The 24191-nt window shown below is 47.0% G+C and carries 22 protein-coding genes and 1 pseudogene; 7 read left to right on the top strand and 16 right to left on the bottom strand.

Annotated features, from left to right (window positions below; translation table 11 throughout):
• Positions 1-42 precede the first annotated feature (42 nt).
• The 3 genes from pal to VC28_RS08595 all read left to right on the top strand — a co-directional run bounded on the left by pal (position 43) and on the right by VC28_RS08595 (position 2838).
• The gene (gene pal, locus VC28_RS08605) at positions 43-507 is read left to right on the top strand and encodes a peptidoglycan-associated lipoprotein Pal (RefSeq protein ID WP_082191460.1); all 465 of its coding nucleotides are present in this window, start codon (positions 43-45) and stop codon (positions 505-507) included.
• A 14-nt stretch (positions 508-521) separates the two neighbouring features.
• Positions 522-1271 carry a tol-pal system protein YbgF gene (gene ybgF / locus VC28_RS08600; protein ID WP_049630285.1) on the top strand — a complete coding sequence of 250 codons (750 nt, stop codon included), beginning with the start codon at positions 522-524 and terminating at the stop codon, positions 1269-1271.
• Between the two features lie 268 nt (positions 1272-1539).
• Entirely contained in the window at positions 1540-2838 is a 1299-nt protein-coding gene (locus VC28_RS08595) for a hypothetical protein (RefSeq protein WP_231591681.1), read from the top strand.
• A gap of 12 nt (positions 2839-2850) precedes the next feature.
• On the opposite strand, the gene VC28_RS08590 is transcribed toward VC28_RS08595, so the two are convergent.
• From VC28_RS08590 to VC28_RS08580, 3 genes are all read right to left on the bottom strand, one after another.
• Positions 2851-4044, bottom strand: a complete 1194-nt coding sequence (locus VC28_RS08590) for a lipid A deacylase LpxR family protein (protein WP_231591680.1) — start codon at positions 4042-4044, stop codon at positions 2851-2853.
• Positions 4045-4255: 211 nt separating this feature from the next.
• The gene (locus VC28_RS08585; RefSeq protein WP_049630284.1) at positions 4256-4846 is read right to left on the bottom strand and encodes a TetR/AcrR family transcriptional regulator; all 591 of its coding nucleotides are present in this window, start codon (positions 4844-4846) and stop codon (positions 4256-4258) included.
• A gap of 142 nt (positions 4847-4988) precedes the next feature.
• A complete protein-coding gene (locus VC28_RS08580) occupies positions 4989-6008 on the bottom strand; it encodes a nucleoid-associated protein (RefSeq protein ID WP_049632264.1) in 1020 nt (339 codons plus the stop codon).
• Between the two features lie 115 nt (positions 6009-6123).
• Between VC28_RS08580 and VC28_RS08575 the strand changes: the two genes are divergently transcribed.
• The 3 genes from VC28_RS08575 to VC28_RS08565 all read left to right on the top strand — a co-directional run bounded on the left by VC28_RS08575 (position 6124) and on the right by VC28_RS08565 (position 10285).
• Positions 6124-6471, top strand: a complete 348-nt coding sequence (locus VC28_RS08575) for a RidA family protein (RefSeq protein WP_049630283.1) — start codon at positions 6124-6126, stop codon at positions 6469-6471.
• Between the two features lie 113 nt (positions 6472-6584).
• Positions 6585-7775, top strand: coding sequence for a PilT/PilU family type 4a pilus ATPase (locus VC28_RS08570; protein ID WP_049630282.1), 1191 nt, complete (start codon positions 6585-6587; stop codon positions 7773-7775).
• Positions 7776-7792: 17 nt separating this feature from the next.
• Positions 7793-10285, top strand: a complete 2493-nt coding sequence (locus VC28_RS08565; RefSeq protein ID WP_049630281.1) for a bifunctional acetate--CoA ligase family protein/GNAT family N-acetyltransferase — start codon at positions 7793-7795, stop codon at positions 10283-10285.
• Positions 10286-10299: 14 nt separating this feature from the next.
• On the opposite strand, the gene VC28_RS08560 is transcribed toward VC28_RS08565, so the two are convergent.
• The 5 genes from VC28_RS08560 to dusB all read right to left on the bottom strand — a co-directional run bounded on the left by VC28_RS08560 (position 10300) and on the right by dusB (position 15756).
• Positions 10300-11244, bottom strand: a complete 945-nt coding sequence (locus VC28_RS08560; protein WP_049630280.1) for a histone deacetylase family protein — start codon at positions 11242-11244, stop codon at positions 10300-10302.
• Positions 11245-11376: 132 nt separating this feature from the next.
• Positions 11377-12663, bottom strand: a complete 1287-nt coding sequence (gene purD, locus VC28_RS08555) for a phosphoribosylamine--glycine ligase (RefSeq protein WP_049630279.1) — start codon at positions 12661-12663, stop codon at positions 11377-11379.
• Between the two features lie 77 nt (positions 12664-12740).
• Positions 12741-14318: a bifunctional phosphoribosylaminoimidazolecarboxamide formyltransferase/IMP cyclohydrolase gene (gene purH, locus VC28_RS08550; protein WP_049630278.1), complete on the bottom strand. Its 1578-nt coding sequence runs from the start codon at positions 14316-14318 to the stop codon at positions 12741-12743.
• Positions 14319-14476: 158 nt separating this feature from the next.
• Positions 14477-14770, bottom strand: coding sequence for a DNA-binding transcriptional regulator Fis (gene fis / locus VC28_RS08545; protein WP_049630277.1), 294 nt, complete (start codon positions 14768-14770; stop codon positions 14477-14479).
• Complete coding sequence (gene dusB, locus VC28_RS08540) at positions 14767-15756, bottom strand: tRNA dihydrouridine synthase DusB (RefSeq protein ID WP_082191459.1); 990 nt, start codon at positions 15754-15756, stop codon at positions 14767-14769. Before dusB ends, fis begins: the two co-directional genes overlap by 4 nt.
• A gap of 50 nt (positions 15757-15806) precedes the next feature.
• Between dusB and VC28_RS19720 the strand changes: the two genes are divergently transcribed.
• A complete protein-coding gene (locus VC28_RS19720) occupies positions 15807-15980 on the top strand; it encodes a hypothetical protein (protein ID WP_156184306.1) in 174 nt (57 codons plus the stop codon).
• On the opposite strand, the gene VC28_RS08535 is transcribed toward VC28_RS19720, so the two are convergent.
• The 8 genes and pseudogenes from VC28_RS08535 to VC28_RS08505 all read right to left on the bottom strand — a co-directional run bounded on the left by VC28_RS08535 (position 15970) and on the right by VC28_RS08505 (position 24191).
• Complete coding sequence (locus tag VC28_RS08535) at positions 15970-16893, bottom strand: type 2 periplasmic-binding domain-containing protein (RefSeq protein ID WP_053094176.1); 924 nt, start codon at positions 16891-16893, stop codon at positions 15970-15972. The two genes, VC28_RS19720 and VC28_RS08535, sit on opposite strands and share 11 nt — an antisense overlap.
• A 136-nt stretch (positions 16894-17029) precedes the next feature.
• Positions 17030-18211 (bottom strand): DUF3426 domain-containing protein, encoded by a 1182-nt coding sequence (locus VC28_RS08530; RefSeq protein WP_231591882.1) that lies wholly within the window; start codon positions 18209-18211, stop codon positions 17030-17032.
• Positions 18212-18406: 195 nt separating this feature from the next.
• A pseudogene (locus tag VC28_RS20095) lies at positions 18407-18505 on the bottom strand (MJ0042-type zinc finger domain-containing protein); the annotation flags it as partial.
• 199 nt (positions 18506-18704) lie between these two features.
• On the bottom strand, positions 18705-19586 hold the full coding sequence (prmA, locus tag VC28_RS08525) for a 50S ribosomal protein L11 methyltransferase (protein ID WP_049632262.1): 882 nt from the start codon (positions 19584-19586) through the stop codon (positions 18705-18707).
• A 96-nt stretch (positions 19587-19682) separates the two neighbouring features.
• Positions 19683-21023: an acetyl-CoA carboxylase biotin carboxylase subunit gene (gene accC / locus VC28_RS08520; protein WP_049630274.1), complete on the bottom strand. Its 1341-nt coding sequence runs from the start codon at positions 21021-21023 to the stop codon at positions 19683-19685.
• Between the two features lie 59 nt (positions 21024-21082).
• Positions 21083-21550 (bottom strand): acetyl-CoA carboxylase biotin carboxyl carrier protein, encoded by a 468-nt coding sequence (gene accB / locus VC28_RS08515; protein WP_049630273.1) that lies wholly within the window; start codon positions 21548-21550, stop codon positions 21083-21085.
• Between the two features lie 65 nt (positions 21551-21615).
• Complete coding sequence (aroQ, locus tag VC28_RS08510) at positions 21616-22053, bottom strand: type II 3-dehydroquinate dehydratase (protein WP_049630272.1); 438 nt, start codon at positions 22051-22053, stop codon at positions 21616-21618.
• Positions 22054-22376: 323 nt separating this feature from the next.
• Entirely contained in the window at positions 22377-24191 is a 1815-nt protein-coding gene (locus VC28_RS08505) for a protein-disulfide reductase DsbD family protein (RefSeq protein WP_049630271.1), read from the bottom strand.

Here is a 24191-nt window from a genome sequence, read left to right as displayed (position 1 = left end):
ATCCCGTAAAACAGATCAAAACTTCATTGGAGTTACACACACATGATCACCAAGGCACTAAAACAAGGTCTTACTCTGGCTGTTGTTATGTCTTTTTTGGTTGGCTGTTCAAGCAGCGATAACAAAGGCACTGAAACTACAACTACCGGTAGCGCTGTTACCGATACATCTAGTTCAGAAGCAACTCTGTCAAGCGTTGTTTACTTTGATTTCGATCAATACGCTTTGACCGCTGAAAGCCGTGCTGTGCTGTTGGCACATGCTGACAAACTGAAAGGCGCTTCAGTTGCTGTGCGTTTAGAAGGTCACGCTGACGAGCGCGGTTCACGCGAGTACAACATGGCTCTGGGTGAAAAGCGTGCTAATGCTGTTCGCGATTTCCTGGTAACTCAAGGCGTTAACGGTTCATCTTTGGAAGTTGTTAGCTTCGGTGAAGAGCAACCAGCTGCTACCGGTAGCGATGAAGCTTCTTGGTCTCAAAACCGTCGCGTAGAAGTTAAGTACTAAGAGTCTGAACCCGTATGCTGAAAAATCTGTTTGCCGCCACACTTATTGTTGCGGCTCCAGTGTTACAGGCGCAAGTACGGGTTGTTGAGTCTTCACCTCAGAGCACTCGCTCTGGGGTGGCTCAATCTGAATTGCCTGTCTCTGCTGAATCTGATGTGTATTCCCAAATTCGAGCTTTACAAGAAGAAGTTGCTACTTTACGTGGTCTTCTTGAGGAGCAGTCTTACGAATTAAAACAATTAAAACAATTGCAGTTAGATAACTATATAGATCTTGATAGACGCCTGTCTGGTGGATCACATAGTGCATCTGACAACCGTTCTGGTGTTTCCCCTTCATCAATAAGTCCAGTATCTACTGATGCTCCAAAAGCCGAGTCGCCGCTATCTGCATCTTTAAGCGAGAGCGATACATACAAGGCTGCTTACGATCTACTAAATCAAAAAGATTTTGACGGAGCAGTAACCGCTTTCAATCTGCATCTCGAGCGTTTTCCTAACGGTGATTTTGCCAGCAATAGTCACTATTGGCTGGGTAAAATTGCTATGTTGAAAAAGGATTATCCACAGGCAAAATCTTGGTTCACTGAGCTTATCGCTAATTTCCCTAGCGCTGCGAAAGTACCGGATGCACAGTTGGATCTTGGAAAAGTGTACTTTTTGATGGGTGACAAAGCCAAAGCGAGATCATTGTTAAACGAGGTGGCAGCGGGTAACTCAGATGCTGCACGTTTGGCGCAAAAGTTTATTTCCGATAATTTTTAATCCCACCCAGAAATATTTTTTGTTTCTTGCTGAATGGGAACTGCATTAACGGTTCCCGTTTTTCAATTCAATTTCATCACTTGTTTTTAGAGCATTTTTTTACTGCTTACTGCTTACTGCTTACTGCTTACTGCTTACTGCTAATCCTCCCTCAATATACGACCATTTTTCAGCTTTTGCTAAAGTCTCCTTTGGCAAAGGTTTTCGTCGTAACTAACAATAAAATTTTGATTCTCACACTGCATTCATATAGTGTGAAGTAAGCTCTATGCTCTACCTGGTTAACGATTTATTTTTTGAGGTTTACGATATGAGGCTTTTACAAAAAAAACTTAGTATGAGACTTGTCATCGGTTTATTTGCTTTTTTTTGCGGTTTTGTAGTCGCCGCTGAAAAAGAATCTGCATTAAGTTACAAGGTAGATTACTTGGTTACGTTTTTGCCTGAGAAAGAGGGCGCAAGCGTTGTTATTCGTATAGATAATAAAGGGCTTCTGCAAAAGCTTCGTTTCAATAACAAAGCTGGTGTTTACTCAAATATTCGTGCTAATGGAAAGCTAACAGTTAAAGATGCACAGGTGTATTGGGAATTGCCGTCAGGCAATGCAACTCTGAGTTACTTTGTAAAACTGACTCACGAACGTTCTGTTGGAAAGTATGATGCCCGGATGACTGAGGACTGGGCATTATTTCGCGGGGACGATTTGATTCCTCCAGTAGAGACAACGGAGGTTCCAGGTGCACGAGCAATTGCAGAATTAGAGTTTATTTTGCCGAAAACCTGGAATAACGTTGAAACTGGCTGGGTTAGAAAAAAAGATAATAAATTTATAATCGACAATCCTGAGCGCTTGTTTGATAGGCCTACAGGCTGGATGATTGCTGGAAAAATTGGTACTCGGCGAGCAACAATCAAAAAAACGGGGATTGCGATCAGTGCTCCGGTTGGCGAAGGCATGCGACGTATGGATGCGCTGACATTTTTCAATTTTGTTTGGCCCGAGCTGTACGATGCTTTCGAAAAAACACCATCCAAATTACTGGTAGTTGGAGCGGGCGATCCAATGTGGCGGGGTGGATTATCAGCATCAAACTCTTTGTTTTTACATACTGATCGCCCCTTGGTTAGTGAAAATGGAACTAGCCCCTTACTGCATGAGCTCACCCACATGGTTACACGGATTAGTGGTAAGGAAACAGAGATAGCAAACGATGATTGGATCGCAGAAGGTTTGGCTGAGTTTTATTCTTTTGAGCTACTGTATCGAGCTAATGGGATCACGAAAGCTCGCAGAACTAAAATTATTAAAGGGCTGGAAAAGTGGGGTGCTGAAGTTAAATACTTACGAAAAAGTAAGTCTACTGGTGCTGTAACAGCTCGAGCGGTAGTGCTGCTTGATGAATTGGATAAAGAAATTCGTAAGCGTTCAAAGAAACAATATTCTATAGATGATGTAACCAGAGAGTTGATGAAAATTCGCAAAGTCTCACTGGCGGATTTGCAGAATATTACGGAAAAACTTATTGGTACAAAAGCGGATGCACTGAATTCGCCATTATTAAAATAATGGCGAATTTATTTAAATGTTCCGGGCAATAATTATGCCTCCCCACAGTAGGTTGCGATCGCCGGCTCCTCTTTCAATTTCAGAGCTATGTCCGCGTAATACATAACTGATTCGATAGCCTTGCTTAAAGGCAAATGTATAGCCGAGCCAGGCTTCGATTAATACAGGGCGAAGTTCGTGATGCTCATAACTTACAAGGCTATCGCGGAATTGCCCTTGGAGAAAAGCGTTGTAAGCGCGAGCTTTTAGTGCGACGCCTGCCCAAAAATAACGCTCACTTACGGATTTTGCATTACTGGAATAAGATGATTTTTCTCCATAGCTTGCAAGTTCCGGATTGAATGATGACCAAGGGCTGTGAATTTGCCCTGCGCGCATACTCAAGCTCCAGCTTGTTTCTGTCAGATATCCGATAGATGCCTGCCAGGTGCTTTTGATTTCAAGCGTGTCTGAATCGTTGTCAAAATATTGCTGCCGTGCAATTAAGTACCGACCAGTTAACTCTCCGCCTTCGCTTATTTGGTTGTCCCAGCCTTTTGCTTCTTTGCCTGCTGTACCTTGGTGGGCAACGTTCTGTAATTCTCCGACCAGGCCTGTTCCTAAAAAGCCTAGAGTCAGTGTGCTCTTCCACGCTAAATTTTCGACCAGATCGACTTGTTCACGGGAGCTGGATAGATAAATCAAGCTTGCGTAAGGTCGATCATCAGAGTTAGGTTTCTCTAGTGTTATATCCTCTGGAGTGAATCCAAAAAGACCTATTTCGCGACTGTAAGTTTCTTGAGTACTGATAGATCCGTGCTGAAACCCAAGCCAGTTATCTATCAAAAGCAGAGGCTTATTAAGTGAGATCGCTGCATGGCGCACGCTTTCACCGGTTTGCGTGAAATTGAGACCATAAGTGTAATCCTGATCGCGATGACCAGGCACCAAAATGTCATTATCAAAAGCAATGGCCCAGCTTCTCGTAGCAGTTCTGCGATGTTCATGCCAATACACATTTGGTTGTTTTTCATTTTCTATGGATGCCGCCAGCTGCAGCCATTCGGGGTCCTGCTGTGCAAGGTAATCCTTTGTTTTAGCTGATGTGTTGTTGCTCAGTAGTAGTCCGATAATCAGAGCCAAAACTAATTTATAGATGGCTTGTACTGCATCGATTGAAGGCAGCATCTTTTTCTTCGGGAGTTGCATTATTTGTGGCTGAGTCATGTGGTAACTCCTGGATTTGCTTCTGCCTGTGGTCATATCTGTGTTTATCCATATAAAATAAATGACCGGTCATCTTTTATTTGATGCAAAATTCAGGCGAATAAGTGCCCGTAAAAGGGATAATTAGTTATCCTTTTGCATTAAAAAGTGACTGGTCATCTTATTTTTATAAGGCAAAAATACCAATAAAGTATTTTTGATGGTGTGGGTATTACGTATTTGGTTTATTGAAAAGTTCGGGTAGTACTGTCAAGAAAGCATTGAGCGGCTCACGGCATTTGGATGCTTTCATGCGCATTAATGTGCCTTCCCATGCATTGAATAAAAACTCTGCCAATACCGGTGACGGAAGATTGCTCTTCAGGCCATTTTGCAGCCTGGCTTCCTCCAAAACATCTTCAATAGCTTGCGTACTATTGCGCAGCATCTGCCGCACCTTAATACGAATTGCCTCACTGGATTCGGCCATTTCCTGGCACATATTCCCCAAAAAACAGCCACCATTGAGGTTTTCTTCACAGCCGCCGATATTCTCCACAAAAAAACGGGTTAGGCGTTCTTTAGGGCAAATACTGCGGTCACTAAGTAAATGGCGATTCTGAACCATGCGCTCTTCGGTTACTTTCTCCAGCGCTTCAATCGCAAAATCTTCTTTGCTTTTGAAGTAGGTGTAGAACGAGCCTTTGGGCACGTTGGCGGCATTGACAATATCCTGAATGCTGGTGCCGTTGTAACCGCGTGTAGCCATTACTTTGAGCCCTTCATCAAGGAGATGATCTTTTTTCAGTTCACGTTTACTCATGGGTTAAATATATGACCAGTCGTCTGTAAAATCAAGTGTTAGATTAGTTTATGTCGTTATAGGCTTAGCTGTTTTGGTTTTAATACGATTGAAATGACCAATTTATGCCTTGTTATTATCGCGTTTAGCTGAAGCTCGAAGGTTACTGCGCTTCTTTTAAATGTTTTATCAAGCGTGCTTTCAATGATGAAGGCAGGTTTTTGATCGTCAAAATATCATTGGCCGCATCATACTCGATTTCTCGCCCCAAGCACTCTGAGGCGAAGCTCATGCTTAAAGAGTCATTACGGCCGCTGATGCGCACATAACTGCGCACTTGCCCTGCATGAGGGATAAATTCAGGCTTTAGTTCCGGTTTTGTGCTTTCTACATAACGGACAAACCGCTCTGGCTCGTAGCTTTTAACTTCGCTTGCCAATGTATGGGATAGATCGGCGATAGTGACTGTTTTGCCAGCTTTGTTTTGTTCCAAACAGTAATCAGCGACTTTTGAGCGGGTGATCTTTGCGCTGGTTTCGTCTAATGTTTGGCTGAAGTTATCTACGATTTTGAGAAATTCTGCGGTTTCTTGTTTGATATCGTATTTGTCAGTGAAGGCAATAAAATGAGTAAAGGCATCGGCGATGTCTTTATCGCCGCGTGCGCGTATCAGTGTGAGATAGGTAGATGAATCGCTGTTGCTCCAGTCATCCAGCTGGATTTTCGCAGCTAGCGTAAAACCGCTGGTGTCCAAAAAGAGCGAGTCGTCGATTGCCAGCTTACCATCCAGATACAGGCCACTTTGATGTTCAACCAAATACACGCTCAGTGTATCTCCAACCTCCAGCTTTTCTTCTATAAAAAACACATAAGCATCCAGCAGTGATTCGGCTTTTTCCAGCGCTTGCTGAAACTGTTGCATGGCGTTATGGGTGAAGCTTAAAAATCCCAAGCGCTCTGAGCGGCAATCACGCAACCAGGAGGGGAGAGGATATTCGCCCAGCTCATCAGAAAAGCGCCCGTAACTTTTACCGCCTTTGCGAATAAACTGGCTCTTTAATTCATAGGCCAGCTCTTCCAATTTACCGCTTTGCGCAAATGCTTCACTGCGCAGCTGCAACTCAAAGGCGCTCCCGGGGGCGTGGCGATAAATACGGTGTGCAATGATGGAAGTTATGGCCATGGAAAAATCACTTTTAGGATGAATAAACGGGGCGAATACGAAATTGGGTTGCTGCTCAAAGGCGGCTATTATAGGTGCCACATTCAATTTGCAAACACTCTTTGGAGCGATCTACATGACAATTCAACGATTAAATCCAACACCGCGCTGGTCAGATGCCACTGTATATCGCGGTATTGCGCATTTTGTAGAGGTTCCCAATAACACTGATTGTGCAATGGATGAACAAATTGCGCAGATTCTGCAGCAGGCAGACGTAACTCTAGCCGCTATAGGTAGCGACAAGTCCCGTTTGTTATCTGCGACCATTTATATCACGCAAAAAGAGAATGTTGCTGCGCTCAACAGTGCGTGGGCAGATTGGCTGCCAGAGCATTGCGCGCCTTCACGTGCCTGCGTCAAAGTGGAATTGCTCGACCCCAATATGCTGGTTGAGATTGCTTTTGTCGCAGCGGTTGATTAACACGACTTAGCACAATACTTTGGTCGATCTTGCCTATACTCTTCCTATTGTTTGTCGCGCCCGGCGATATTGTTTAAGCAGTGCGTTAGATCTTGCATAAAGAGGAGTAATTCATGGCAACCCCAATTGATCAGTACCTCAATATTCTCGCCAAAAAAGATGGCTCGGATTTATACCTGAGCACAGGTGCGCCGCCCTGTGCAAAATTTCAGGGTGTATTAAAGCCGCTTGCAACAGAAGCATTTAAACCGGGTGAAATAGAAGCTATCGCCAATGCCATTATGGACGATGAGCAGCGCGCAGTATTTGCGCACGAATTGGAAATGAACCTGGCGATTTCCATTCACGGCGTAGGCCGCTTTCGCATCAATATTTTTAAGCAGCGCAATGAAGTGGCGATAGTGGCACGCAATATCAAAACCGATATCCCGCAATTTGATGCACTGGGTCTGCCCGACGTTTTAAAAGATGTGATTATGACCAAGCGCGGCTTGGTTCTATTTGTGGGCGGTACGGGTTCAGGTAAATCGACATCACTTGCAGCGTTGATTGATCATCGCAATTCATCGAGCGGCGGCCACATAATTACCATTGAAGATCCGGTGGAATTTGTTCACAAACACAAGCGCAGTGTGATTAATCAACGCGAAGTAGGCGTTGACACTCGCAGCTATAAAGCGGCATTAAAAAATACTCTGCGCCAAGCGCCTGATGTTATTTTGATTGGTGAAATTCGCGATCGTGAAACCATGGAACATGCCCTGGAATTTGCAGAGACAGGGCACTTGGCGATCTCTACGTTACACGCTAACAATGCCAACCAAGCGCTAGAGCGGATTGTTAATTTATTTCCGGAAGAACGTCGCCCGCAATTGTTAATGGGGTTGTCGCAAAATTTGCGTGCATTTGTGTCGCAGCGATTACTGCCTACTGTGGATGGAAAACGCTGCGCTGCGGTAGAAGTGTTACTGGGGACTAAAACAATTCAGGAGTTGGTATTAAAAGGGCGTTTTACCGAAATTAAAGAGATCATGGAAAAATCTGAAAATCTCGGTATGCAAATATTTGATGGGGCGATTTTTAAATTGTTTATGGCGGGCAAGGTGAGCTTTGATGATGCTATTGCTAATGCGGATTCGCCCAATAATTTACGTTTGCGCATCAAGTTAGCGACTGATGGTGTTGCAATTCCAAAAAGTGAAGCCGCTGTTGAATCTTCACCTCAGCAAACATCCAAAGCGCCCGCGACCAGTTTTGGTGAATTGAGTTTGCAAAAAATTGATGATGACGAAGAAAATCCATAAGGGCAGCAGCAAAGTTTATGAGCGTAAAAAGTGTTGAGCAACTCTTAAAACCGCAATCTATTGCTGTGATCGGTGCGTCTAATCAGCCCAATCGCCCTGGTAATGCGGTGATGCGCAATTTATTGCAAGGGCAATTTGATGGCCCCATCATGCCTGTTACCCCACACTATAAATCGGTGAATGGGGTATTGGCTTATCGCTCAATTGATGAGTTGCCGATAGTGCCTGACCTCGCCATTATTTGTACGCGCGCAACGCGGGTGCCAGCAATTATTTTGCAATTGGGGCGTAAGGGAACGCGCAATGCGATTGTGATTGCCGCAGGTTTGGACAATTTATTTACCGCACAAGGCACTAATCTGCAGGAGCAAATGCTGGCGATTGCCAAAGAGTGGAGCGTGCGAATTCTTGGGCCGGACTCGCTCGGTATCATCATTCCTGCATTGGGGTTAAATGCGAGTTATGCGCACATAAATGCCTTGCCGGGAAAAATTGCAGTGGTATCGCAATCCTCTGCGGTATGCGTCACCTTACTGGATTGGGCGCGTCGCCGCCGTATTGGTTTTTCACAATTTATTTCACTCGGTGAAGGGATTGATATCGACTTTGATGAAATTCTTGATTATCTCGGGCGTGATTCGCAAACATCAGCGATATTGTTGTACATAGATGGAATTCATGATGGGCGTGCATTTATGTCTGCTGCACGTGCGGCCTCATTTAATAAACCGATTTTGGTGATCAAAGCAGGAATTTATTTGGAGAGCAGTGCGCTTACATCGCGATTGCCACCCGAACAAATAGGTAACGATGCAGTATACGATGCGGCATTTCGGCGTGCAGGTATGTTGCGCGTGGGTGATTTGCGTGAGCTTCTGGCAGCGGTGGAAACGCTTGCTAATGGCAAACCCATTTACAGTGAACAGTTAGTCATTATTGCAAATGGAAACGGTCCAAGTGCGATGGCTGTTGACGCACTTTTGCAGCGTGGCGGACGGTTGGCGACATTGGATGAATCTGTGGTTGAACAGCTGCAACCATTAATTCATAGCGGTGGCCGCGCTACTAACCCGATTAATTTATTAGGCGATGCATCGCCCGATACTTACCAAAAGGTGATTCAGGTTTTATTGCAGAGTAACAGTATTGAAAATATTTTGATCATGCAGGCACCATCGGCATTAACACCCGGTGAAGTGTATGCAGATGTAATCATTAATACTTACAAAAACTACGGCGGAAGAAAGCCTAATCTATTCGCTAATTGGATGGGCGAGGATGCGGCACAAAATGCGCGTTTGCGTTTTGCAGATGCCAATATTGCTTCTTTCCGTACCCCGGAGGGAGCTGTGGGCGCTTTCATGCACATGGTGCAATATCGGCGCAACCAAAAGCTATTGTCGGAAACGCCAGAGTCGATCAGTGACAAGGTTCCCTATCAACCGCACACAGCACAAACCATTATTGCAAAAGCGCTTGATGAAAATCGTAATCAACTGACTACTGTTGAGGCTTTGGATTTACTAAAAGGTTACGGCATTAAAACGCAAAATGAATCGATTGATATGCCTCGCTCGCAGCGTAAAGGTGCCTATCCATTGCGCGTGCAAGTACAAATAGATCCGGTATTTGGTCCTGTTATTTTATTGGGTGAGGCGGCTAGTCATTGGAGTGTGCGTCGCAATGCGGTAGTTGCTTTGCCTCCATTAAATATGGCATTGGCTCGCTACATGGTAATACAAGCGCTCGCTGAAGGAAAAATTCGCGAGCGGGAATTATATGTGCCATTAGATATGCCTTCATTGTGTTTGTTCTTGACACAAATTAGCCAAATCGTGATTGATCATCCTGCTGTGCGTAATTTGTTAATTAACCCTGTGCTTGCCGCTGGTGAAGATATTCATGTATTGGACGTGAGCATTGATATTTCTGCTGAAAAAAATAGCTGCCCGCTGGCAATTCGCCCCTATCCAAAAGAGTTGGAAGAATCGTTCATATTGCGCGATCAACGCAAGATATTACTGCGACCTATCCGCCCGGAAGATGAATTAAATTTGCAGGCATTTGATAATTCGCAAAGCAAAGAAGACAGGTACAAACGCTATTTTGCAGAACTGCCACAATTTTCTCATGAGCAAATGGCGCGTTTGGCTCAAATAGATTATGCGCGCGAAATGGCTTTTATTGCTGTGGATAGCGACGATGAGCAACAGGAAAAAATTCTGGGTGTGGTACGGGTACAAATTGACCCCGATAATACCCAAGCAGAATTTGCGATGGCAGTGCGCAGTGAATTAAAAGGTATTGGCTTGGGGAGTCGTTTGTTGCAAAAAATGATTGATTATTGTCGCGCCCAAGGAACGCAAACGTTGATAGGGTGCACCATGCTGGAAAATTCCGGCATGGCTAACCTCGCACGAAAATTGGGTTTTTCAGTAAAGTTTAATCGGGAAGATGGCTTGATTGACATGTCACTCAATTTTCAAGAAGCCAATAAAAGCAATTTATAAAAAACAACATCCAGTCATAATTTTGCCAGCGCTTTTATGTGGGCAAGTGCACAGCGGCCTAAACCCAGAAGATCATAACCACCTTCCAGTGTTGAAACAATTCCCTTGCACTGATCGTGTTGCGGATTTGTTTTGCTTTTATCCATTAGTTGGCGAAGCTGCTGCGTAATCCAAAAATAATCCTGCTCGAACAGACTGATAGATGACATGTCGTCATCGATATAAGCATCAAAGCCCGCAGAAATTAAAATCATTTGTGGTTTAAAGTTTTCCAGCGCAGGGAACCATTGTGCACTGACTGCATCGCGAAACTCTTGGCTGCGACAAGTGGCAGGGAGTGGGGTGTTGATAATATGTCGTGGCACATCCTCAATATTAGTGTGAGGATAAAAGGGATATTGGAAACTGGAGCAAAATAACACCCGCGGCTCATTTAAAAAAATATCCTGGGTTCCGTTGCCGTGGTGCACATCAAAATCCACTATGGCTACTCGTTCCAATCCATATTCATGAATTGCGTGTGCGGCGGCCACGGCAACATTATTGAAAATGCAAAAACCCATTGCCCGATTATGCTCTGCATGGTGGCCAGGTGGACGGACATTGCAAAAAACTGCATCTGTTTCACCGCGCATGATCATATCTACACCCATGACTGCGGCACCAGCTGCATATCGCGCTGCTATTAATGTTTTAGGGGAAAGGTACACATCATCTGCATAAAAAGTGATGCCGGTTTTTGGTGTTGCAGCAGAAATTCGTTGGATGTATTCAGTTGTATGAACACGTTGCAATTGCGCATCGGTAACTTCAATAGCATCGCGTTGGTAAAGCAATGCGTCAATACCACTGGCTAATAATTGATTTGCGATAGCATCAATACGCGCAGGACATTCCGGATGCCCATCAGGCATGTGATGGTCATGACAAGCGGGATGACTGACTAAGGTGGCGAGCATGCGTTAATTATCCTTTGCTGTGAAAGCCACTATAAACGGTTCGGTGATACTCTGTGAATTGGTCTATTAGCTTGTGCACAATAAAAACCCGCATAACTGCGGGTTTTTTTAACTGCAACCGAATGCGCCGAATCAATTCTTCTCACGGGCAATGGCACGGTATGCAATATCTTTACGATAGAACATATCTTTCCAGCTGATTTGTGCAGCCAGTTTGTATGCGCGTTGTTGAGCATCTGAAACGCTATCGCCCAATGCAGTCGCGCAGAGAACCCGGCCGCCATTGGTCACAGTGTTGCCATTATTTTGCGCTGTGCCAGCATGGAAAACTTTCTCGCCCTCAATTTCTACGCTCGGCAATCCGGAAATAACATCGCCTTTGTTGTAGCTGTCTGGATAGCCACCTGCCGCAAGCACCACGCCAACAGAAGCGCGCGAATCCCAGCTGGCAGTTGTTTTATCCAAATCACCTTTCAGTGCCGCCAAGCACAATTCAACCAGGTCAGATTGCAGGCGTAACATAATTGGTTGTGTTTCGGGGTCGCCAAAACGGCAGTTGTATTCAATCACTTTGGGTGCGCCGGATGCATCGATCATCAAGCCTGCATACAAAAATCCAACGTACGTATTACCTTCTGCCGCCATGCCATTTACCGTTGGGTAAATAATGTCTTTCATTACGCGGTCATGTACTGCTTGCGTAACAACAGGAGCAGGTGAGTAAGCACCCATGCCGCCGGTGTTGGGGCCGGTGTCGCCATCGCCAACACGTTTGTGATCCTGGCTGGTGGCCATGGGCAATACATTTTTGCCGTCAACCATCACAATAAAACTGGCTTCTTCACCCGCTAAAAACTCTTCAATCACCACGCGGCAACCTGCATCACCAAATGCATTACCAGATAACATATCGCGCACGGCATCTTCTGCTTGCTGCAATGTCTCAGCGACAATTACACCTTTACCGGCAGCGAGGCCATCGGCTTTGATAACAATCGGAGCGCCTTTTTCGCGCAAATAGGCGAGGGCAGGTTCAACTTCAATAAAATTTTGATAATCCGCGGTTGGGATTTTATGGCGCGCAAGAAAATCTTTGGTGAATGCCTTTGAACCTTCCAATTGTGCAGCGCCTTTGCTTGGGCCAAAACACAATAAATTACGCGCCTGGAAATAATCAACAACGCCAGCGACTAAAGGCACTTCCGGGCCGACAATTGTCAAACCCACATTATTTTGTTCAGCAAAATTAGCGAGCGCTTCAAAATTCAAAACATCGATTGCAACATTTTCCAATTTTGCTTCCAGCGCTGTGCCGGCATTGCCCGGCGCAACAAATACTTTTTCTATTTGTGAGCTTTGCGCTGCTTTCCACGCAAGTGCGTGTTCGCGCCCGCCGCTGCCAATAATTAATACATTCATAATTAATCCAATAATTTAATTCGCGAATGAAAAACTCCCGCAAGCGGGAGTTGGCAAAAAATTAATGACACGTTTTATTAATGTCGGAAGTGACGCATACCGGTAAACACCATTGCCATACCCTGCTCATCAGCGGCAGCGATAACTTCTTCATCACGCATTGAACCGCCCGGTTGAATCACGGCTGCGATACCTACTTTAGCGGCATTATCAATACCGTCGCGGAATGGGAAGAATGCATCAGATGCCATGACTGATCCAGCGACTTGCAGGCCAGCATGCTCAGCTTTAATCGCAGCGATACGTGCAGAGTTAACACGGCTCATTTGGCCTGCACCTACACCAATGGTGCGGTTGTCTTTTGCATAAATAATTGCGTTGGATTTAACAAACTTGGCCACTTTCCAAGCGAATAATAAATCGCGAATTTCTGCTTCAGTGGGAGCGCGTTTGGTCACGATTTTGAGATCGGCAGCGGTGATAACACCCATATCGCGATCTTGTACCAAAAGGCCGCCATTCACTCTTTTGTAATCCAATCCGCCAATTCGCTCGGCACCCCATTCGCCACAGGCTAATACACGTACATTTTGTTTTGCTTTGGTTATTTCCAGCGCTTCCGCTGAAATACGTGGTGCAATAATGACTTCAACAAATTGACGGGACACAATCGCCTCGGCAGTCTTTGCATCCAACTCGCGGTTAAAAGCAATAATGCCACCGAACGCTGATTCAGTATCAGTTGCGTAAGCAAGTTCGTAAGCTTCAAGAATGTTTGCTGCAACACCGACACCACACGGGTTGGCGTGTTTAACAATAACGCAGGCAGGTTCATCAAAAGATTTAACGGTTTCCAATGCCGCATCGGTATCCGCTACGTTATTGAATGACAACTCTTTGCCTTGCAATTGTTTCGCTGTAGCAACACTCGCTTCCTGTGCGTTTTTCTCAACGTAGAACGCCGCTTTTTGGTGTGGGTTTTCGCCGTAACGCATTTCTTGCGCTTTAATAAATTGGGTATTAAAGGTGCGTGGGAAATCGGCGCTGCCGCCTTCTACCAAGCGGCCAAAATAATTGGCAATAGCACCGTCGTAAGCAGCGGTGTGTTCATAGGCTTTAATCGCCAAATCAAAACGGGTTTTCAGTGACGTGCAGCCGTTATTGGCTTTGAGTTCTGCGAGGATGTTTGCATAGTCAGATGCGTTTACCACGATGTTTACGTGCGCGTGATTCTTCGCTGCAGCGCGCACCATAGTCGGGCCGCCAATATCAATATTTTCTACTGCATCTTCCAAAGAGCAGTCTTTATTGGCAACGGTTTTTTCAAACGGATACAAATTCACAACGACCATATCAATCGCGTTGATACCATGTTGCGTCATTACACCTTCATCGATGCCGCGACGGCCCAAAATACCGCCGTGTACTTTTGGGTGAAGGGTTTTTACACGGCCATCCATCATTTCCGGGAAGCCGGTGTAATCGGAGACTTCAATTGCAGGGATCTTGTTGTCGGTGAGTAATTTGAAGGTACCACCGGTTGATAAAATTTCTACGCCTTGAGCGTGCAGGGCTTGGGCAAATTCAACAATGCCAGTTTTATCCGAGACGCTGATAAGGGCGCGTTTTACGGCAACAAGATCAGAAGTAGACATACACATTTCCTGTAGGTGTAAAAGTTGTAGATGTGAAAGTTGTAGATGTGAAGGTTAAAGCGAAAAACGGGTATACAAAAATAAGAGTCGCTAAAAAGCAAAAGGGGTGGAAACGAATTACCACCCCTTTTTTGTGTGCCATGCGGCGCTGTAAAAAATTACAACAGGCCGTATTGCTTCAATTTTTTACGCAGAGTACCACGGTTCAACCCCAATACTTGTGCAGCGCGTGTTTGGTTGTGACGGGTGTACTTCAATACGATTTCAAGCATCGGAGCTTCTACTTCTGCAAGAACCATTTCATACACGTTGCTCACGTCTTGGCCATCAAGATGTTTGAAGTAGTTTTCTACTGCTTGCTCTACGCAGCCGCGCAGCGATTGAGCTTGGGTTGGTTGTTGTGGAGCAGCTTGTGCTGGGGTTGCATCAGCAAAGAAAGTTGCGGTGTTCATGCGGCTTTTTCCTCTTTCGTAAGCAGCTGTTCAAAGAAATTTTGAATGCTGGTTTGTTGTTCTTCTGCATTATCTATAGCGTTAAAGGTTTTGCGAAATACTTCGCTGCCTGGGACTGTCTGCAAATACCAACTCGCGTGCTTGCGTGCGATACGCGGCCCCATAAACTCACCATAAAAACGGTATAGCTCACACAGATGGGTACATAAAATATCCCTGATTTCTGTCAGGGATGGTTCGGGTAATTGCTCACCGGTACGCAGGTAATGCGCAATTTCCCGGAAGATCCAGGGGCGACCTTGCGCGGCGCGCCCAATCATCACCGCGGCGGCACCTGTGTGATCCAACACAGCCTTGGCTTTTTGCGGTGAATCTATATCGCCATTGGCAAATACCGGAATTTTCACAGCATTCACTACACTGGCGATGGTGTCGTACTCGGCTTCACCTAGAAAAGCGTCAGCGCGGGTGCGACCGTGAAGTGCAAGGGCTTGTATGCCTGCATCTTCAGCGATGCGTGCAATACGCACAGCATTGCGTTCTTCATGACTCCAGCCAGTGCGAAATTTCAGGGTGACTGGAATGTCCACCGATTTCACTACTGCCTGCAGTATCTCTGTTACCAATTGCTCGTCTTTTAACAGTGCCGAGCCTGCGGCTTTTTTACAGACTTTTTTAGCAGGACAGCCCATATTGATATCAATAATCTGGGCACCGTTGGCAGCATTCAGTCGCGCTGCCTCGGCCATCATGTCCGGGTCGCCGCCGGCAATTTGCACTGCAATCGGCTCAACTTCACCCGAGTGATCCATCCGCAAACTACTTTTGCGGCTGCTCCACAGGGTGGAGTCAGCGGTGAGCATTTCCGATATCACCAATCCGGCACCTAAAGATCGACATAATTGCCGAAATGGTCGATCAGTAACGCCTGCCATGGGCGCGAGTATGACCTGACTGTCGATGCAATAGGAGCCAATAGTAAACACGTGATTGGGTGTCGTGGTTGTGGCAATGACCGGCTAAAAAAGTGCACAAAATGTGTGCTGCAGCCCTGCTTAAAAGGGTCGCCATAATACCCGTTTGGGCAGGTGTTGGGAATGTAAAAAATACAAAAAATGGTGTTTTTTTGAGCGATAAAAAAACGTTTTTTAGTCTGATTGTGTTGCAAAAAATAATTACTTGGGGCAGGGCAGGAGGATTTATTGGTTAACGGGATCGTAAAGATAGGTTTCGTAGTCTCGCGCCAAGTGCTTGATGGATGGGTTTTCCATTTTGATGATATTGCGTTCTTTTAATCTCGCCTGTTGCAGGGGCTGCATATGGCGCTTGCGCCACAGGTCATCAAAAGAGCCGTCTTTGAAGGCGATATCCAATCCTTTTTGGATACGGTTAAGTGCGGCCTGACTATTTTTGTGGGCAAAGAAAAACTTGGGTAGAGGATAATAGAGTGCCATGTGGGCATCGCTGCTAAGGCCAAGGCTGCTTTGGTGTTGCGCTTCAAAGTAATATTCCATCGGGCCGCGACAAAAGAAATCGACCCTGCCCGCTTTGGTCATGCGAAACAGGTTAACGACATTGCTGCTTTCGACAACGGTAAGGTTGTTGTGGCGCAATACTTTGGTGTCACTCCAGCCAATACCGACACCAAAATCATAGGGTTTGAGCTGATGGATACGCGTGAGGTTTTTGGTTTGTTGTTTTAGCTCGTCGCGCATAAAGCAAATCCGGTAGCTGAGTGCACCCCGATCCAGTGGAAAGGGAATGTAGATCAGTTTTTCTTGCTCAGCCAGCTCATCTTCGTAGCTCATTTGTAAAACCAGGTTGGGGTAGTTGTCATGGCTGAGCATGACTAGTGTGCGGGCGCGGTTCATTGGAGGAATGCCGCGCAGCTCATAAGGGCCGAATTCCCGGGTGGTTTTATCCAAAGCCAGTTTCAGTATTTCAACTTCGTGCAATACCCGTTCTTTACTACCGAGTTCCGGGAGTTTATGGGTGATGATAAGCGGCGTTGTGAGGGTAGAGGAGAGCTCTTGGGATTGGGTATTTGCGCTAGTACCGAGCGGAATCAAACACAGAATGCTCGTGGCAATGCAGCGCTGGCTGGTAAGGGCGCAGCGCTTCAAAAGAAAGCACCTCAAAAGAGTGCATGTTAAAAGAGTGCATGTTAAAGGAGAGTAAGCATGACCGATAAAACCGAATTCCATATTCTCTATTCCATGGGGTTGCAGGCCAGCCGGGTTGTTTTGGAATACCTATTCTTTATTGCTGGTTGCCGATAATTTGAATGTAGTAATTCACTGCTTCAGCGCCGGGATCTACCAAGTCTAGACTGATATAGACTTTTTGGTTTTGCGGCATCAGCTGTTGTCCTGCCATTTCTCCCCCCAGATACTCCTCGGGTTTAAAGCGCCGCGCTGCTACATTGTTTTCATTGATGTCAGTGAATACAAGCTCCAGATCGGGGAAGGGTTGTTCAAACGGAGCGTTATTAATGATCAATACATCCACCTCCAGGGCATCGGCAACCTCTTTATTGGTTCGTACGGAAAGGTTGGAGGTGATGATCCGACTGGTATCGACCAGAGTAGGTACCTGACACCCAATATACGGACACAAAAATACGTAACCCGTGCGATAGGGCTCGACCCGACTGAAGTAATCAAACTTAAACCAGCCAACCTGTACTATCAATGCGATCAATGCAAGACAGCTGAGTGTCGGCCATAGTTTGCTTTGGTACCAACGACGCATGCGTTTAGCGGTGAACTCAATAGGTGCCGGCATGATGTTCATTAATAATGCCGAGCGTGAGTTGTCGTATGCGCGAATCTTAGGCTGGGTTTTTACCTGACGCTTTGAGGCTTCCTCCTCTTTTGGTGATGGGGTTTCGTCCGGTTCTGCAAATAGTCTTGGGTCAGGCATGTCTGATACGTTACTGGCGCTCGCGCTAAACCCTTGATGATTGGGTATATTTGCCAGCTCATCGCTTAAGACTAAGTCGTCATCAGACTGCTTGTTTTGTGGTATCTCTTCGGGTTCGTCTACTAGGCTAAATACCAAGCCAGGGTTGGTTCGGGGATTGGTTGCCGAGGGGGCGCCTGTTGGGCGTTCATTCTGAATGGCTATGCTGCTGGCTAGTTCATCATCGGCAAGCTGCTCTTCAGTTTTAGGTTTGATGACAGCTAATTGGGGTGTGTCATCTTCCTCATCTTCAATCAGCATTTCCGCCCAGGATTCGTCGGCAGTGCTTTTGGTATCCTCTTCAGGGTCTTTGTCGCGCAGCTTGCGCTCGAAAAGGGACACTTCTGGCTTGGGTGCCATATCTATATCCATAAAGCCATCGAATTCATAGCTTTTGGTGTCGGATTTCATGTCATCCATATCGTCGCTGATAAGAATGTCATCGGTTTGATCCAGAGAAGATTTATCAAGTATCCGCATCACGGGTTGTGACGTGGTTTCTGTTCGGGAGGGCGCAGGTGGCGCAACTATGGTTGCCTGGTGTTTTAATGGTTGAGCTATTGGTTTTGGGATCGGTTTCGTATCAGGGCTTGTTTTGGAGGATGGACTAACAGGCGGTTTGGTTGCCGTTTTTGCAGCCGGGGCAGTTACCAAATATTCCTGAGCCTTGAATACATGCAAACAAGAGCCACAGCGAACCGCGCCTTTTGCGGATTGCAGTTGGCTCGGGGTGATGCGAAATGCAGTTCCGCATTTTGGGCAGCGGGTGATCATTGGGTTACTGGGCGACGTCATAGTTGATTTGCTCTTAACACCTGAGGGTTGAAAAGCCCGGATGCCTTTTTATCAGTAATATACAGTTTACGGTTTGCGGCTCAATATATTGCAGTTTACCCAGCGGAAAGCTCAGGGTAAATTCCAGCGACAATGAGGATTCATGCTCCGAATCCGCAATGCCAACTGGCTCACCTTCTTACTTTACTTTTGTCGCCGTTAATCTGACCCATTCTTCATGTTCGGCAACCGGGTCGAATACAAACCAGGCTTCATAAGCTGCCATGACGGTGTTGGCCTGAACTGAAAGTATGCCTGACAAGCACAGCTTTCCACCGGTTTTGGTCATGGCGCTAAGCGCCGGTGCAAGTTCAGCCAAGGGGCCCGCGAGGATGTTAGCCAACATCACATCCACTTGAGTGTTTGGGCAATCCGGTGGCAGATACACGGGCATGGCATCGGCGGGCAAATTGTTGCGCTTGGCATTCTCGGTGGTGGCGAGCAGCGCCTGTGGGTCTATATCGACACCGATCACTTGTTTTGCACCTAACAAAAGCGTTGCTATGCCAAGGATTCCAGAACCACACCCGTAGTCGATAACCGTTTTGCCGGTGAAGTCTTGCTGGTCGATCCACTGCATGCATAAGAAAGTGGTGGGGTGAGTACCGGTGCCAAAGGCAAGGCCGGGGTCAAGCATCAGGTTCACTTTGTCTGGTTCAGGCGGTGTTTGCCAGCTTGGGCAAATCCACAGGCGTTCTCCACAGCGGATAGCATGGTAGTTGCTCATCCATTCCCGCTCCCAATCCTTGTCTTCCAATTGCTCCCAGGAATGTTCAGGCAGTGGGTTGCCAAAACGGCGTTCGGCGAGTGCGATAGTGTGTGCAGTGTCGATTTCTGCATCAAACAACCCGGTCATTTTTACGCTATCCCATAGCGGCGTTTCCCCTAATCCCGGTTCAAGGATGGGTTGGTCGGCATTGTCTTGCAGGGTTACCGAGGCAGCACCGCAGGCGAGCAGGGAGTCTTCAAGTGAGCTGACGTAACGGCGTGAAGTGATGATTTTCAATTGCAGCCAAGGCATAGGAATTCTGCTGTTGATAAAAGAAGTGTTGAATTTGAAGGTGATTAAAGCAAAAAGGGCGCGATAAATCGCGCCCTTTCGATCCACTGGCACATTTTATTCGGCCAGTTTCTTTTCCAGATAGTGGATGTTCACGCCACCTTTACGGAATTCGGTGTCGCGTACCAACATCTGTTGCAGAGGGATATTGGTGCGGATGCCATCCACAATGGTTTCATCCAGCGCGTTGCGCATACGGTTCAAAGCGATCTCGCGAGTATCACCGTAGGTGATAATTTTGGCGATCATTGAATCGTAATTTGGTGGCACTGTGTAGCCGTTGTACAAATGTGAATCCACGCGCACACCCAATCCACCGGGAGCATGGAAGCCTTTTACCAAACCAGGGCAAGGCATAAAGGTTTTTGGGTCTTCGGCATTGATACGGCATTCAAATGAATGGCCGCGAATAATGACATCGGATTGCTTGATCGATAAGGGCAAGCCGGAACAGACGCGGATTTGCTCTTTGATCAGGTCGATACCAGTCACCATTTCAGACACTGGATGCTCAACCTGGATACGGGTGTTCATCTCGATGAAATAGAAGCGGCCATCTTCGTACAAAAACTCAAAAGTGCCCGCGCCTTTGTATTTGATATCGATACACGCTTTTACACAGGCGGCATAGGTTTGCTCGCGAACTTCCTGAGGAATCCCGGGGGCTGGCGCTTCTTCCAATACTTTTTGGTGGCGGCGTTGCAAGGAGCAGTCGCGGTCACCCAAATGGATTGCATTGCCCTGACCGTCAGACAAGATTTGTACTTCTACGTGACGTGGGTTTTGCAGGAATTTTTCCATGTATACCGTGCCATCACCAAATGCTGCTTTGGCTTCGCCCTGGGTTACATGAATGGAGCTGATAAGTGCAGCTTCGGTGTGTACTACGCGCATGCCGCGGCCACCACCGCCTGCAGCGGCTTTGATGATAATGGGATAGCCGATGCGCTTGGCGATTTTCAGGCATTCTTCGGGATCATCCGGCAGTGGGCCATCTGAGCCGGGAACGGTAGGAACGCCTGCTTTTTTCATTGCCTTGATCGCTTCTACCTTGTCGCCCATCATACGGATGACATCGGGATCGGGACCAATAAAGGTAAAGCCGCTTTTTTGCACGCGCTCGGCAAAGTCGGCGTTTTCAGCAAGAAAACCGTAACCCGGGTGAACGGCTTCGGCATCGGTAATTTCCATAGCGGCGATAATGGCCGGTACATTCAGGTAGCTTTTTGGCGACGGGTTGGGGCCGATACAAACGGACTCATCCGCCAGGCGTACGTGTTTTAAATCGCGGTCAATCTGTGAGTGCACGGCAACAGTCTTGATGCCCAGCTCCTTACAGGCGCGCAATACACGCAACGCGATTTCGCCACGGTTGGCGATCAAAATTTTATCGAACATAACTCTGTTCCTCAGCGATTAGTGATTGGATTGTCGCTAGCGACAACCACAACAGTTAATTAAGCAATGGTCACTAAAGGCTGATCGAACTCAACAGGATTACCATCTTCAACCAGAATGGCTTCGATAACACCGGCTTTGTCGGCTTCGATCTGGTTCATCATTTTCATGGCTTCGATGATACAAATAACATCGCCAACCTTCACATGTTTGCCCACTTCGATGAATGAAGGTGAGCCTGGGCTTGGTGAGCGGTAGAAGGTGCCAACCATAGGTGATTTAACAATGTGGCCAGATACTGCAGGTGCAGCAGCGGGCGCGGCAGTTGGGGCGGCGGGTGCAGCTGCTGGAGCGGCAGCGGCTGGTGCAGCGGGGGCGGCAAAAGCAGGTGCTGGAGCACTGAAATATTGGGTGGTGCCGCTATTGCGTGCGATACGAACAGATTCTTCGCCTTCTTTGATTTCCAATTCGCCGATGTTGGATTCTTCCAACAGTTCGATCAGTTTTTTAATTTTGCGAATATCCATAAAGTCCTCTCTGCAACAAGGTATGTTGTGGTTGGTGATGGCCGCATGGGCCACATGAATGAAAACTACTTAACTAATTTGAACGCAGCTTGTAATGCCAGATCATAACTGGTGGCACCAAAACCGCAGATGACGCCTTGGGCAACATCTGAAAAATAAGAATGGTGGCGAAACGCTTCACGTTTGTGGACGTTCGATAAATGCACTTCGATAAAAGGAATGTCCACGCCCAACAGCGCATCGCGCAGTGCGACACTGGTGTGTGTAAAAGCAGCAGGGTTGATGATAATGAAATCGACCCCTTCTTTGCGCGCATCATGGATACGGTCAATTAGTTCGTATTCAGCGTTGCTTTGCAGGGTTTGCAAATGGTGGCCCGCTGCTTGCGCGGTTTGAGCCAAATTGCGGTTGATGTCTTCGAGGGTGGTAGCGCCATAGATGCCTGGTTCGCGCAACCCAAGAAGATTCAGGTTGGGGCCATGAAGTACCAAAATGGTTGCCATTAACACTAATCCTGCGGTGATTTTCTGGTTTTATGCTGTGACTGGCGGGGAAATGCCTGGTTCAGCTTGCCGGGGATCTGAAAGTGTGGGGAGTTTGCCGCAAAAATGTAGGTCTGTCCACGATAACGGCGAAATTTTATTAATATGACAGAAAATGCCTGCAAGATTGCAGAAGTTAGTCGTTAGGGTTGTAAAAATAAACGCGGAAATAGCTGTTTTGTTCGATTATCCCGACATCTTGCCCTCATGTTGGCAGCAAGATGGGGGAACTTGACATAAAAAGCATCAAAAATGAATCATCTTCTGTAAAAATCGTCGAAATGCTAGTTTTTTTCACCTTGCATTGCATTTGCAAGAATTTCCGGTGTTAGTAATTGGGGTAAAACAACAGCCCTTTCGTTGCTGCCAGCGGGAAACCACAGGTACAAAGGAACACCACTGCGGCCATATTCCTGCAAAAGTTCAGTGATTTTCGGGTCAGTATTCGTCCAATCGCCTTTAAATGTTGCCACGTTGAGTACATCAAATAGTTGCTCGGTGGCATCGGTGTGCAGTGCGATACGTTCATTGGCCAAGCAGGTAAGGCACCAATCTGCAGTCAGATTGATAAATACCGGGCGGCCGTCCGCACGCGCTTGGGCGACCAATTCGGGCGAATAAGTTTGCCAGCGATCAGTTGCAAGTGTGTCTTGATTGCCATTTGAGCCCTGCCAAACAAGGGCTACTGCCAATATCCAGCTGGTTGCGATACCCAAACGGCGGATCCATTGCCAAATTCCAGTGGTGGAGCGTGCCAGTAACCAGCAACCGAAAGCGATTGCGACTGCTCCTACACAGAGTGCGGCCATGCCACCGACGCTTGTCTGGCGGCCAAAAACCCACAATAACCAGATGGCACTCAAGTACAGCGGAAAGGCCAAAAATTGCTTGAGATTGTCCATCCATACCCCGGGTTTCGGGAGTCGGGTGGCTAATGCAGGTAAATAGCACAGTAGCAGCAAGGGTAGAGCCATACCGAAACCCAGTGCCGCAAAGACAGCGATGCATAAGATCGCAGGTTGGGTAAGTGCAAAACCAAGAGCGGCCCCCATAAACGGTGCAGTGCAGGGGCTTGCGACAACAGCCGCGAGAACCCCGGTAAAGAAGGAGCCGCCAAGGCCTGATTTTTGGGTCAAGTTTTGTCCGGCACCCATTAGGCTGGTGCCGATATTAATGACTCCTGACATGCTCAGTCCCATCACAAAAAACAAATAGGCGAGCGCGGCGATCAATTCCGGCGACTGCAGCTGGAAGCCCCAGCCGATAGCTTCACCTCCTTTGCGGGCAAGTAATAACGCAATCGCAAATCCTACAAAGCAGAGCACAATACCTGCTGTATAAGCCCAGCCATGGATCGCCAGTCGCTTGCGGTCGGCTGCAGCCAGGCTCATCACTTTAATAGACAGCACTGGAAATACGCAGGGCATTAAATTCAGGATAATCCCTCCCAGCAGCGCCAGAATCATGGCTTGCACAATCCAGCCAGACCCGGCTTCTGGCTCAGGCATGTTTGCAGACGGTGTTGTGGTTGGAGGCGCGGCGGCTGGCGACCCGGTTGCTGGAGATGTGGCTGTTTGCTCCACTACCAGTGCATTAGTGGGATCTACTGCGAGTGTTTTTTTCTGTGGGGGATAGCAAAGACCGGCATCGGCACAGCCCTGATATTCGATATTCAAAGTAAAAGGGGCGGTGATGTTATTCAGATCAAAGCTGGCAGTCACCGCGTGATAATGCACCATGGTTTCGCGTTCAAAGAGCTCGTCGTACTTCATTTTTCCGGGTGTATAGCGTGGTGTTAATTCAATGCCTTGATCGGCTTTGAATTTGAAGCGCTCTTCGTACAAGTAATAAGCTTCTGCAATCGACCAGTGCAGCAAAAACCTGTTGTTTTCGATGGTAAACGTCGGAATGAACGCTTGGCCGACAGGCAAAAACTCATCCTGAGCAACCAACTGATTACTTAATGTCGTCGGGGATTGGTTAAAGCTCTGGTTTTTGGGTGCGAATGGATCATCTGCGGCATTGATGGAAAGGCTGAGAGCTAGCAAGCCGGCAGGAAGCAGCAAAAAAAGGCGTGAAAAAAGGTGTGAAAGTATCAT

Source organism: Cellvibrio sp. pealriver (assembly GCF_001183545.1).
Classification (GTDB): domain Bacteria; phylum Pseudomonadota; class Gammaproteobacteria; order Pseudomonadales; family Cellvibrionaceae; genus Cellvibrio.
Note: the sequence above shows the minus strand (reverse complement) of the source record. Positions and strands in the feature narration are given on the sequence as shown.